This is a genomic window from Neorhizobium sp. BETTINA12A, assembly GCF_023006485.1.
Taxonomy (GTDB): domain Bacteria; phylum Pseudomonadota; class Alphaproteobacteria; order Rhizobiales; family Rhizobiaceae; genus Neorhizobium.
Genome location: NZ_JALBGW010000130.1, coordinates 1 through 12,769 on the forward strand (window position 1 = coordinate 1; position 12,769 = coordinate 12,769).

General features: G+C 61.9%; 11 protein-coding genes. 7 read left to right on the forward strand and 4 right to left on the reverse strand.

Going from position 1 to position 12,769, the window contains the following annotated elements:
• Both MOV61_RS22790 and MOV61_RS22795 read right to left on the reverse strand, forming a co-directional pair.
• A partial coding sequence (locus tag MOV61_RS22790) for an acyl-CoA dehydrogenase family protein (RefSeq protein WP_247138213.1) occupies window positions 1-1,155 on the reverse strand: 1,155 nt, incomplete at its 3' end.
• A gap of 12 nt (window positions 1,156-1,167) precedes the next feature.
• The gene (locus tag MOV61_RS22795; RefSeq protein ID WP_247138205.1) at window positions 1,168-2,208 is read right to left on the reverse strand and encodes an ABC transporter substrate-binding protein; all 1,041 of its coding nucleotides are present in this window, start codon (window positions 2,206-2,208) and stop codon (window positions 1,168-1,170) included.
• A gap of 310 nt (window positions 2,209-2,518) precedes the next feature.
• Between MOV61_RS22795 and MOV61_RS22800 the strand changes: the two genes are divergently transcribed.
• Genes MOV61_RS22800 through MOV61_RS22820 form a run of 5 tightly spaced genes read left to right on the forward strand, consistent with a single transcriptional unit; the run spans window position 2,519 to window position 7,514 of the window.
• Window positions 2,519-3,505, forward strand: coding sequence for an ABC transporter permease (locus tag MOV61_RS22800; RefSeq protein ID WP_247031227.1), 987 nt, complete (start codon window positions 2,519-2,521; stop codon window positions 3,503-3,505).
• On the forward strand, window positions 3,505-4,509 hold the full coding sequence (locus MOV61_RS22805; RefSeq protein ID WP_309493838.1) for an ABC transporter permease: 1,005 nt from the start codon (window positions 3,505-3,507) through the stop codon (window positions 4,507-4,509). Before MOV61_RS22800 ends, MOV61_RS22805 begins: the two co-directional genes overlap by 1 nt.
• Window positions 4,510-4,513: 4 nt before the next feature.
• On the forward strand, window positions 4,514-5,512 hold the full coding sequence (locus MOV61_RS22810; RefSeq protein ID WP_247138206.1) for an ABC transporter ATP-binding protein: 999 nt from the start codon (window positions 4,514-4,516) through the stop codon (window positions 5,510-5,512).
• The gene (locus tag MOV61_RS22815) at window positions 5,490-6,434 is read left to right on the forward strand and encodes an ABC transporter ATP-binding protein (RefSeq protein WP_247138207.1); all 945 of its coding nucleotides are present in this window, start codon (window positions 5,490-5,492) and stop codon (window positions 6,432-6,434) included. The genes MOV61_RS22810 and MOV61_RS22815 overlap by 23 nt, the downstream gene beginning before the upstream one ends.
• 18 nt (window positions 6,435-6,452) lie before the next feature.
• Window positions 6,453-7,514, forward strand: coding sequence for an aldo/keto reductase (locus MOV61_RS22820; protein ID WP_247138208.1), 1,062 nt, complete (start codon window positions 6,453-6,455; stop codon window positions 7,512-7,514).
• Between the two features lie 82 nt (window positions 7,515-7,596).
• Here the strand turns inward: MOV61_RS22820 and MOV61_RS22825 are convergent, their stop codons facing one another.
• Both MOV61_RS22825 and MOV61_RS22830 read right to left on the reverse strand, forming a co-directional pair.
• Entirely contained in the window at window positions 7,597-8,550 is a 954-nt protein-coding gene (locus tag MOV61_RS22825; protein WP_247138209.1) for an amidohydrolase family protein, read from the reverse strand.
• Window positions 8,547-9,647 carry an LLM class flavin-dependent oxidoreductase gene (locus tag MOV61_RS22830; protein ID WP_247138210.1) on the reverse strand — a complete coding sequence of 367 codons (1,101 nt, stop codon included), beginning with the start codon at window positions 9,645-9,647 and terminating at the stop codon, window positions 8,547-8,549. The genes MOV61_RS22825 and MOV61_RS22830 overlap by 4 nt, the downstream gene beginning before the upstream one ends.
• 426 nt (window positions 9,648-10,073) lie before the next feature.
• Between MOV61_RS22830 and MOV61_RS22835 the strand changes: the two genes are divergently transcribed.
• On the forward strand, window positions 10,074-11,690 hold the full coding sequence (locus MOV61_RS22835; protein WP_247138211.1) for an ABC transporter substrate-binding protein: 1,617 nt from the start codon (window positions 10,074-10,076) through the stop codon (window positions 11,688-11,690).
• A gap of 68 nt (window positions 11,691-11,758) precedes the next feature.
• Window positions 11,759-12,769, forward strand: a 1,011-nt coding sequence (locus MOV61_RS22840; RefSeq protein WP_247138212.1) for an acyl-CoA dehydrogenase family protein, incomplete at its 3' end; no start/stop codon positions are given.

The following is a 12,769-nucleotide window of genomic DNA, read 5'->3' on the forward strand; positions in this document are numbered from 1 at the left end:
AGCGGCGTGCCGGCCGAGCGCGGCCTTGGCGAGCATGGTGCGGATAAGGTTGTTCTGGGGCGCATGGGCCTTGCCGGACAACGCATCCCGGTGATGCCGCTCCAGTGGGTTGTCGCGGCTGATCCCGGGATTGCCGCCGAGTTCCAGTGCCAGCGTGGTGACGGCGATGGCGTTTTCCATGACGGTATGTTTGACCGCCGCCGCATCCGCACCGAACGGCCGTCCTGCATCGAAATCCTCGGCGATCGAGCGGAGCAGGCGGCGGTTCGCCGTCAGCCAGACCTCGATCTGGCCGAGGCCGTCCTGAATTCGGGGTACTGTCGAGAGGGGAGCGCCAAGGCTTGCCGGCGCCCTTGATGTGGTGAATTCGATCAGCCAGTCGCGGGCGCCTCGGGCGGCGCCGTCATAGATCGCCGGGACGAGGCTGAAATACCAGGCGCCTAGGCGTTCGTCACGTTTGATGCCCTCACTGGCCGGCGCGATGTCGAGCACATCCTCCAGCGGGATTGCCACATCGTCGAGGATCAGGTCGTCGCTGTTGGTGGCGCGCATGCCGGTGGCGTTCCAGGTCTTTTCCACTCGGATGCCATCGGCACTGGTCGGCACCAGGAATGAACCGAGGCGCGGCTCCGGCTCGTCGGTAATGGCGAGCACGGAGACCCAGCGCAGCAGCGGAATGCCGGTCGCATAGGTCTTGTGGCCGGTGATCCGCCATTCGTTGCCGACCCTGCGGGCAACGGTTTCCGGTGGCGTGCCGTGCGAAGGCGAGCCGACGCGGGGCTCCACCTGCGCGGCATTGATCAATGCCACGCCTTCACGATTGGCTTTGGTTACCCGCTCGACCAGATGTTTCGGCCATTTGCCCGAAGCGCGGATCGAATAGTGCTGGTTATAATGCATGGAGAGCACCAGCGCGGTGGAAGGCTCGCCGCGGGCGATGGCGGAAACGACCGCAAGCGCTTCGGTCAGTCCTCCGCCGAGGCCGCCATGTTCGACCGCTGTCACGAGCCCAAGAAGGCCGGCTTCGTGAAGGGCATCGAAATTGGCGAAAGGAAATTCGCCCGTGTCGTCATAATGCCGCGCGGTAAGCGCGAAGCGTTTCCCCAGTTCCTCGGCTTTGGCAATCAGCGGTGCGAAATCGATCGAAGCGGTCATCATGTTCTCCGATCAGGCGACGGCACGGGTTTCGAGCAGTGCCCAGGGACGATGATCGACCCAGGCGTCGATATCGAAATTGGAGGCGAGGAAGCCCCATTCGTGCAGGAAATCCTTGTAGTGGCCGATCGCTTCGACCAGCTCAGGCTCGAGCCCGATACCCAGATGCTTGTGGAGGTCCGGTCCGTTGGCGGAGGCGACGACCTCTTCCGACGCGCCCACCTCGCGGGCAACGAAGCGGCGCACGTCGTCCGGATGGCTCTCCGCCCAGGCGCTGGCGCGCTTTAAGGTTTCGATGAGCTTCGCCACGAGATCCGGCCGGTCTTCGGCAAACCGTTCATCGACGGTGAGGATGCGCGGCGAGCCGGAATTGATGCGGATCTTCGGGTCGGGGTGGAAGCCGAATTCGCTGACCGTGTGGGTCGCAAAGAGGTTGGCGACACTGATGCCGGGCGTGCCTTTCACGTAAATCGCGTCGACCTCGCCGCGCAGCAGGGCAGCGATTTCCGGCCCGTATGCCTGCCGGTTGCGCAGGCCGTAAAGCTGCGGCCCGTCGCGATTGTCGAGTACCGAGTCGGGAAGCGCAATATCGACGATCTCCACGTCCTGGTGGGCGAGGCCTTCCAGCGAAAGGGCGGAGACCAGGCCTTTCAGCGCGGTGGCGGCCATGAAATCGACGATGCCGGGCGGACGGCGGGTGATGCCGAAACGGCGACCGACGAGATCCCTCGTCGTTCTGATACCGGTGCCGGGCAGGGTAATGATCGCCTGGAACTCGTCTGTCCAGGTAATGCCGACGAGGCGCGTCGGATTGCCCTCCGAACGGGCTCGGATCGGCGGGACATTGCCGCCGTGGCGGAAGGAATAGTCGAGGTGATGATCGAAATGGCTGGATCGGATGTTCCGGTCCTTGCTGTCGATGATCGAGTTGAGGGTGATTCCCTCCCTGGCGAAGGTTTCGTCCAACAGACCGAGCTGGGTCGCGAGACCCACCGGAGTGGGCACGGGGCAGCGCGTGTACCAGATTTGAGAAATGGCGTTGCGAATGGTCATCGTATCCTCCTATGCCTCGTCCGCGTCTTCAGGCCTGCGGAAGCCTTTTTCTCCCAATCGCAGCAAACGAGTGCGTTCTTGCCTCTCGCTCGCGAAACGTGGGAGATAATTGCGATTATCGACCAATATTGAGCATTAACGAAAACCTGATTTCGAAAAATGATTGTTATCTGGTTTTATTTTGCGCAAACAGATTTGACAAAGCCTATAGAATTAGTCAACTATCAAAATTACCGGATACCAAAATCGATGTTTCCGGAAGCTTTGAGCTGCTCCGTGCAGCTATCTTGAACCTGAGAGGCGGAGCACGATGCCGGCGCTGCTGAGAATTGCACGAACACTGCGACGCACGCTGTTGCAGGCGATCCCGACCGTGCTTGGGATCGTCATCCTGAATTTCTTTCTGCTGCAGCTGGCACCCGGTGACGCGGCCGACGTGATGGCCGGCGAGGCGGGATCGGCGACGGCGGAAAGCATGGCGGCACTGCGCTCGCGCTTCGGCCTCGACAATCCCGTGCTCGTGCAGCTCGGGCACTATCTCAACAATCTCGCGCATTTCAGCCTTGGATTTTCGCCGCGCTACGGCATGCCGGTCGCCGACCTGATCGCCCAGCGCCTGCCGGGCACGCTGACCTTGATGGCGCTCGCGCTGACCATCGCCATCCTGCTCGGCGTCGTCCTCGGTTCGCTGATGGCAAGCTTCGCCGGCCGTATTCCGGATCGCTTGCTGTCGATCTTTTCGCTGCTTTTCTATTCGATCCCGAGCTTCTGGATCGGCCTGATGCTGATCGTCTTCTTCTCGGTGAAGCTCGGCTGGTTGCCGAGCGGCGGCGCCGGGACGATCGGTTCGCGGCTGACCGGTGTGCCGGCAATCCTCGACAAGGCGCGCTACATGGTGCTGCCGGCGACGTCGCTCGCGCTGTTCTACGTGGCGATCTATGCCCGGCTGACGCGCGCTTCGATGCTGGAGGTCAAGAACCAGGATTTCGTGCGCACCGCCTATGCCAAGGGGCTGACGCCTTTCGGCGTCACCGCACGGCATATCCTGCGCAATGCGCTGATCCCGATCACCACCATGGCCGGCATGCATATCGGCGGCATGCTGGGTGGCGCGGTAGTGGTCGAGACGGTCTATAGCTGGCCGGGACTCGGTCGGCTCGCTTTCGAGGCTGTCATGGGCCGGGACTTCACAGTGCTGCTCGGCATCCTGCTTTTGTCTTCGCTTCTCGTCATCATCGCCAATGCCGCCGTGGATATCATCCACGCCTGGCTCGACCCCCGTATTGGAGCCCGCTGATGTCCACGACCGATGTCAGAAACTTTCGCAGCCTTGTGGCCGAACGCGAGGCGACCGCCGAGCCGGAAGCGGTTGCCGCGAGTGCTGCGGCGAACGGGCCGGCTTGGTCCAACATGAAAGCACCCGATGCCCGCTCGCAGCAGAGCGCGGCGGTTGCGGTGACCAACGGGCGGCGGGCGCTGAAGGTCTTTCTGTCGAACCCGAACGCCTTATTCGGCACGGGTTTCCTTGTCTTCGTCATCCTCGTCGCTCTTACCGCCCCGATCCTTTATCCGGACGATCCCCTGTCCATGGTGGGCCGCCCGTTCCTGTGGCCGGGGCAGAACTCCGCCTATCCGCTCGGCACGGATTCGCTCGGTCGCGACGTGCTTGCCGGTATCCTGCATGGTTCCCGTATCTCGCTGTTCGTCGGGCTCATGGCAACCGCACTGGGGCTGACGTTCGGCGTCCTGGTTGGCTCGACGGCGGGTTATTTCGGCGGCTGGATAGACGATCTCCTGGTTCGGCTTATCGAAATCTTCCAGACGCTGCCAAGCTTCGTGCTGCTGGTCGTGCTGGTGGCAATCGCGCAGCCCTCGGCGACGACGGTGACACTTGCGATTGCCGTCATCTCGTGGCCGACGGTCGCACGGTTGACCCGCGCCGAGTTCCGCGCCATCCGCGAGAAGGATTTCGTCATGGCGGCCCGCAGTCTCGGCTACGGCCATGCCCGCATCATCTTCCGGGAGATCCTGCCAAACGCGCTGCCGCCGATCATCGTCACCTCGTCGGTCATGGTGGCGACGGCAATTCTCATGGAATCAGCGCTTTCCTTCATGGGGCTCGGCGATCCGAACGTGGTGAGCTGGGGTTCCATGATCGGTACCGGTCGCGAGCTTGTCCGGACGGCATGGTATCTGACCGCGCTGCCGGGACTGGCAATCGTGTTCACCGTCCTCGCCCTCAATCTTATCGGCGACGGCTTGAACGACGCACTCAATCCCCGTTTCTCGCAGGATCGGTGAGACCATGGCCCCGCTGCTTCAAGTCGATAATCTGACCATCCGTTTTCCTCGTGCAGAACCGGTCCGCAATCTGTCATTCGAAATCGGGCAGGCGGAGACGCTGGCGATCGTCGGCGAATCCGGCTCTGGCAAATCGCTGACGGCGCTGGCGCTGATGCAGCTTCTTCCACGCGCCGCAAAGATCGCCAATGGCCGCATTACGTTCGGCGGGCGCGACCTCACCAAGCTCGATGCACGCGAGATGCGGCATCTGCGTGGCCGTGAGATCGCCATGATCTTCCAGGAGCCTATGACCAGCCTCAATCCGGTCATGACCATCGGCCGGCAGATTGGCGAGGTGCTGAAGGTGCACGAAAAACTGTCGGGCAAAGCGGCGCGCGAACGGGCGATCGAGCTTTTGAGGCTGGTGCGCATTCCGGCGCCCGAAAAGCGGGTCGACGATTATCCGCATCAGCTCTCCGGCGGCATGCGCCAGCGTGTGATGATCGCGATCGCGGTTGCCTGCAAACCGAAGCTGCTGATCGCCGACGAACCGACCACGGCGCTCGACGTGACCATCCAAGCCCAGGTTCTCGACCTGCTCGACACGCTGCGGCGAGAGCTGCAGATGGCTGTCGTGCTGATCACCCATGACCTCGGCGTGGTAGCGCAATGGGCCGACAAGGTGGTCGTCATGTATGCCGGCCGCAAGGTGGAGCAGGCGCTGCCGGGCGATCTTTTCAACGATCCGCTGCATCCTTATACGCGCGGCCTGCTCGCCGCCTCACCGCGACTGAAGCACGATTTTCATTATCGTGACGGTGCGCTCACCGAAATTCCCGGCTCGATCGTCTCGGCGGTCGGCGAAGCGGGATGTCCGTTCCGGCCACGATGCAATCAGGCGCGCGCCAGCTGCGGCCATCACGTGCCTCAGCTCATCGTTCCGGCCGCAGATCGGCTGGTTGCCTGCCCTTTTACGACATCCATCAAGGCCGTGCCCCATGCCGCTGCTTTCAGTCTCTGATCTCAAGACCCACTACAAGAGCCGGGACGGCCTGTTGCGTGCCGTCGACGGTATCGATCTCGTCGTCGAACGTGGCGAGACAGTCGGGCTCGTCGGCGAGAGCGGCTGTGGCAAGTCCACGCTCGGCAAAACGGTGCTCAGACTGGTCGACCCGACGGCAGGCCGCATCGAGTTCAAGGGCGAGGATATCACCGTGCTCGACCAGCGAAACCTGCAGCGGGTTCGCAGATCGATCCAGATGATTTTCCAGGATCCGTATGCCTCTCTCAATCCGCGCCAGACCATCGGTGAAATCCTCGAAGCGCCGCTTGTCGTCCACAAGGTCGGCGATCGCACCGAACGGCGGCAGATCATCGCCAATATCGTTGCCAAGGTCGGGTTGCCTGCGGAATCCATCAATCGTTATCCTCACGAGTTTTCCGGCGGTCAACGTCAGCGCATCGGCATCGCACGGGCGCTGCTGCTCAATCCCGAACTGATCGTCTGCGACGAGCCCGTCTCGGCGCTCGATCTCTCCATCCAGGCGCAGATCCTCAACCTGCTCCTCGAGATGAAGAAAGAATTCGGCCTTTCCTACCTCTTCATCAGCCATGACCTTTCGGTGGTGCGCTATTTCGCGGACCGGGTTATGGTCATGTATCTCGGGCGGATCGTGGAGAGCGCCGATAACGCGACACTCTGGTCCGATCCGCGGCATCCCTATACGCGGGCGCTGATGGAGGCAGTGCCGGATCCGTCGCGGCCACGCCAGGTAGCCCCTCTCGGCGGCGACCTGCCAAGCCCCAGCGACATTCCTTCGGGCTGTCGGTTCCACACCCGTTGCCCGCTCGCGACAGATCTCTGTCGCGCCGACGAACCCGAATTCCGCGCCATCGCACCCGGCCATCAGGTCGCGTGTCATTTCGCGGACCGCATCAACTGAAAACAAGGGAGTTTTTGAATGGTTGACTATCGCTATCTGGGGCGCAGTGCCCTGAAGGTATCGCCGCTGACGTTGGGAGCCATGATGTTCGGCAACCAGACGCCGGACGACGTCGCTTTCCGGATCATCGACAAGGCGCATGAACAGGGTATCAACTTCATCGATACCGCCGACGTCTATCATGACGGCAAGTCGGAGCAGGTGGTCGGGCGCGGCATCAAGAAGAACCGCGACAGCTGGGTGGTGGCGACCAAGTTCGTCAACTCCCACAACAAGGGTCCGAACCTCGGCGGTTATTCCCGCAAGTGGGTCTACCAGACGGTCGAGAATTCGCTACGCAATCTTAATACCGACTATATCGACATCCTCTACTTTCACCGTGCCGTCTTCGACGCACCCCTGGACGAGCCGGTTCGGGCGATCGCCGATCTGATCAAAGCCGGCAAGCTGCGCTATTTCGGCGTGTCGAACTTCCGTGGCTGGCGTATCGCGGAGGTCGCGCATCTTGCTGACCAGCTCGGCATCGACCGGCCGATCGCCAGCCAGCCGCTCTACAACATCGTCAACCGGACCGCTGAAGCCGAGCAATTGCCGGCCGCTGCCGCATATGGTCTTGGGGTCGTTTCCTACAGCCCGCTGGCACGCGGTGTTCTCACCGGCAAATATAATGTCGGAGAAGCCCCGGCCGCCGATACCCGTGCAGGTCGCGGCGACAAACGCATGCATGACGTCGAGTTCCGAGAGGAATCGATCGGCATCGCCAAGCAGATCGCGGCACATGCGCAGGCCAAGGGCATTTCGCCTGCCGATTTCGCGTTGGCTTGGGTGCTCAACAACAAGCTGATCACCTCGGCGATCGCCGGCCCACGCACCGAGGAGCAGTGGGACGCCTATATCCGCGCGCTCGACGTGAAGCTCGATGCGGAGGATGAAGCGCTCGTCGACCGGTTGGTCGCGACCGGCCATCCGTCCACGCCGGGCTTCACGGATCCGGGTCATCCGGTCGAAGGTCGCGTACCCCGCTCGGTCGCCGCATCCGGCGAAGTCGTTCCGCTCGCCCGTCCCCAGCGCGTTGCCTGATCGGGGACTGAGCCCAATTGACTGACACAATTCTTTAAAAGAAGCCCCGGATTCGGTCCGGGGCTTTGTCGTCGGCCAAGGTCTATTCGGCCGCTTGAGCTTGCGCCTCTCGAAGCTCAAGCAGACGCCTGGCATTGCCGCCGGCCACAAGGCGTGCTTCCGCTTCGCTCAGACCTGCCTCGGTGAGGCTGGCGGTCAGGCTCTTTCTGTCGAGTGCCGCCAGGATCGGCCAGTCCGTGCCCGCCAGCACCCTTTCTGCGCCAAAGAAACCGGTCAGCGTGCGGATGATGGCCGGGTCGTGCCCCATCGTGTCGAAATAGATGTTCGGGCGCTTGCCTGCCGCTCTTTCCGCACGACCATAAATGCCACCGCGCGCCGCCTGAACGATCGCGCCGAGGCCGAGGGTCGCAAAGATGAGGTGAAGGTCCGGCAGGTCGTCGAGCAGCGACGATTGAATGACCGACAGGAAGGCGACACCATTCATCAGGCCGCGGCCAAGGGAATTGCCGAGTATACCGGCGCCTGCGATCAGCACCTGCGAATTCGGATGGGCGACCGGGTGTACGAAGACGGGCACCTTGTAGCGTGCCGCAACTTCGAGGGTAGGCCTGACGGACGGATCGCTCAGGAATTTGCCGTCGCGCGAGGAATCGATCACCAAGCCCGACAGTCCGAGTTCGCCGATTGCGCGTTCGGCTTCGCGCGCACCCTCTTCGCCGCTGAACGCGTCGGTGACGGCAAAGCCGACCAGCGACTGATCGTAATGGGAGACGGTGGCAAGCCAGTTATTTGCCTCGCGAACCGCGGCAGGATCGACGGCCCCCTCGGCACCGAACAGACTTTCGATCGTGGCAGTGACAATCGCGAGCGATATTCCAGCCGCCTGGAATTCGTCCACCAGCGCCTGCAGCGTGGTGATCTTGCGATAAACATCGGGGGCAAAGCTGCCTGCGGGTTTGGCATATTGGCCGCCAGGTCCCCAGGCCGGCGGCCAGAGATGCGTATGAATATCGACGATATCGAGCGGCGTGGTCATTCTGCAGCTACCTTCCTGGCTTCGCGTTCGGCAATCCCCGCTTTCACGAGCGGCACCACATCGCGGCCGTAAGTGACCGTGTCTTCTGTCGGATAGAAGCCGCGCACGAGAAAGTTTGAGACGCCGGCGTCGTAATAATCGAGGATCGCATCGGCCACCTGTTCGGGCGTCCCGACCAGTGCGGTGGAATTGCCGCCGGCGCCGCTTGCTTCTGCAACCTCGGTCCAAAGCCGCTTGTCGAGCACCTTGCCGCGTTTGGCTGCTTCGCGCAGACGCACCGAGCCGACATTCGAGGGCAGCTTTTCGCCATTGCCGCCGGCCACGCGGGCGACTTGCGATTTCACCTTTTGCAAGATATCGGCGGCTTTTTCCCAGGCCGTGTCCTCCGTCTTGGCAACAACGGTCCGGAAGGCGAGCGTGAAGCGGATGTCGCTCGCCGTGCGGCCGTTGGCAACGGCTGCGGCACGCACCTTGGCGATCGTCTCGCGCGCGCCGTCCAGCGGTTCGCCCCAGAGAGCATAGATATCCGCATGCTTGCCGGCGACCGCGATCGCGGCATCGGAGGACCCGCCGAAGGAGATCGGGATGCGCAGCTTCTGGTATGGCTTCACCTGGCTGAAGGCGCCCTTGAACCTATAGAAGCGGCCTTCGTGGTCGAAGGGCTGGTCGCTTTCCCAGACCTTCTTCAGCACCGTCAGATATTCGTCGGTGCGGGCGTAGCGGGTGCCATGATCCTCGAAATCGCCGTCGCGGGCCTGGTCGGCCTCCGAGCCGCCTGTGATGATATGGACCCAGACACGGCCTTCGGAAAACTGGTCGAGGGTGGCGAGTTGACGGGCGCCAAGCGTTGGCGCCATCAGGCCGGGTCGATGGGCAAGGAGCGCGCCGATGCGTTCCGTCTGACTGAAGACGTAAGACGCGATCTGGTTGTTGTCCGGCCATTGCGCGAATTGGCCAATCAGCAGCCGATCGATGCCGGCGGCTTCCGCAGCCTGAACGTGGTTGCGGATATAGGCCTTGTCGATGACCGGGCCGGAGGCGGGGACGATGTCGGACCCTTCCCGGTTGGACGTGTGGCCGATGAATTCGGGTTGCATCAATAAGCTCCTGAACGCGATCCAGTTTGGTGACCAAAGCCGCGCCCGAACCGGAGTTCGAGCGGCTTGGTCGGTTCACTTTAGTCTATTTCGTTGATAGACTTTGTCGATTGCGTTTTGCGAAGCTATCTTGGGAAGGATTTCCAATCGACGGGCGTTCCGTGGGATTTCCTTCGTGTGTCGGGCGGCATTCGTGCTGAGGTTAAATTTGCGGCGAGGGACGGCGTTTTGTCGGGCTCGCGCGAAAAATTCTCCAAAAGGCGGGAAAAACCTCCGCCTTTTTCCATTTCTCCATATCGCTTTAGAAATCCAGTATCTCGATAAAGTTAGTGGATTTTATATTCTCAAAGTAACCGCGCTCGATCGGGTGTTGGACGAAATCCAGGTCGTTCCTGCTTGATGAATGGCTGCTTTGGGGGATATTTCATGACGATCAAAACCGCTCGTGTGCTGACGCCGACACGCCGCGCCTTGCTGCTTTCCACTGTGGCGCTTGCGGCTGCGGCCGCCGTTCCGCATATGTCCCAGGCACAGGACGAGACACCGCGCGGCGGCAGCGTTTCGATCAATATCGGCACCGAGCCTCCGGTTCTCGTGCTCATCGCCCATAGCGCGGGTGCCGCCTATTACATCAGCGGCAAGGCGACCGAGAGCCTCTTGACCTATGACCGCAGTTTCAATCCGCAGCCGCTTCTGGCGACCGAATGGAAAGTCAGCGAGGACGGCCTGCGCTACTGGTTCAAGCTCAGGCAGGGCGTGCGGTGGCACGACGGGAAGGATTTCACCGCCGAGGACGTGGCCTTCTCCATTCTCGCACTGAAGGAAAACCATCCGCGCGGTCGGGCGACTTTCGCCTCTGTCCAGAAAGCCAACGTGCTCAACTCCCATGAAGTCGAGCTCCTTCTTTCCAAGCCGGCGCCCTATCTCCTGAGCGCCTTCGCCAGCTTCGAAGCGCCGATCGTGCCCAAGCATCTCTACGAAGGCACCAAGGTTGCCGAAAACCCGCACAATGTTGCGCCGGTTGGCACCGGACCCTACAAATTCGTCGAGTGGGTGCGCGGCAGCCATGCGCTCTTCGTCCGCAACGAAGATTACTGGGGCTCGCCGAAGCCTTATCTCGACCAGATCATCTTCCGCTTCATCATCGATCCGGCCGCTGCGGTGGCGGCGATCGAAACCGGTGAAGTGCAAGTCTCGACCGCCAATCTGCCGCTGACGGATATCGACCGCCTGAAGGCCAATCCGAACCTGGTCGTCGACACCACGCCGGCCGCCTATTCGCCGAGCATTGCCCGCGCCGAGTTCAACCTGGAAAACAAGTATCTCGCCGACATCAAAGTACGTCACGCCATCGCCCATGCGGTGGACAAGGATTTCATCGTCAACACGGTCTATCTCGGTTACGCGACGCGGCTCGACGGGCCAGTGAGCCCGGATCTCGCGAAATTCTACAATCCCGATCTGCCGAAATACGAGTTCAATCCGGCAAAGGCGAACCAGCTCCTGGATGAAGCCGGTTATAAGCGCGGCGCTGACGGGTTCCGCTTCAAGCTCTTCATCGATCCGACCCAGCCATCTGGTCCTCCCAAGCAGACGGCTGAATATTTCGCCCAGGCGCTCGGCAAGGTCGGCATCAAGGTCGAGCTTCGCAGCCAGGACTTCGCGACCTTCGTGAAGCGGGTCTTCACCGATCGCGATTTCGACATCGCCATCGAAGGCATGAGCAACCTTTACGATCCGACGGTCGGTGTCCAGCGGCTCTACTGGTCGAAGAATTTCAAGCCCGGCGTGCCCTTCACCAACGGCTCGAAATATTTCAACCCCGAGGTCGACCGTCTGCTCGAGACGGCCGCCGTTGAGGTCGATCCGAAGAAGCGGCAGCAACTGTTCAACGATTTCCAGAAGCTCGTCGTGCAGGATCTGCCGACGCTCGACATCGTCACGCCTTCGGTGATCACCGTCTATGACAAGCGGGTGAAGAACCTCAAGATCGGCGTCGAGGACCTCTGGAGCAACGGCGCCGACATCTATCTCGAGGGATGATCGATCATCGAGGCGGCCGGGTTTTCTCCCGGCCCCATGCCTTTTTCTGCGTTTTCGGAGACAATCGCTTGAGCATCGCCAAATTGCAGACCACCAGAAGCGTGACACGCGAGGAGCTTGTCGCGTGCGTTCCCGCTTTCGCCGCCGAAATCGCCAGGGGCGCCGCGCAGCGTGATCTCGACCGCGAATTGCCCTTCGAAGCCTTCAGGCTGTTTCGCGAACTGGGCCTCGGCACGTTGCGCATCCCGGTGGCGCTGGGCGGGCCGGGCGGTTCTATCGCCGACTATATCGAAATGATCGCGGCGATCGGTGCAGCGGATTCCAACGTGGCGCATGCTCTGCGCTCGCATTTCAACTATGTCGAGAACGTCATTCTCAGCGAACCACGGGAGCGGGATGCCGGTGCGGTCGAGCTGATCCTCGCCGGCAAACTGTTCGGCGGCGCCCACACGGAGCAGGGAACCGCACGGCCGGGGCAGGTGACGACGACGATCGTGCGCCAAGGCGACACTTATCGCCTCAACGGCCGCAAATGGTATGCCACCGGCACAGCCTTTGCAGATTTTGCGTCTTTCAGCGCTCTGGATGAAGAGGGGCAAACGGTCGGTATTCTCCTGCCGGTCGATCGCGAGGGTATCAAGATCCTCGACGACTGGGACGGCATGGGCCAGCGCCTGACGGCGAGCGGCGGCGTTCTTCTGGAAAATGTCGAGGTATTCCCGCACGAGTTCGCGACGCGGGGTCTCGACAATCTTGTCGGCCGGCATTGTTCGACGCTGCGTCAATTGCATCTGGCAGCAAGTGCGGCTGGAGCGGTTCGCAACGTGCTGACGGACGGGCTTGCCTATGTGCGCCGGCAGGCGCGTTCGGCGGCACACAGCGCGGCGGAAACAGCAAACCAGGATCCGTTCGTACAGCAGGTGATCGGCGAGATAGCCGCCAACTCCTTTGCGATCGATACGGCCGTGGCGGCCGCCGCCGTGGCTCTCGATCGGACCGTGGCTGCCTTCGGCAAGGGCGACGAAGCAGAGATCGAGGAAGCTCTGGTCGCAAGCGCGCTGGCAACGGCACGCACCCAG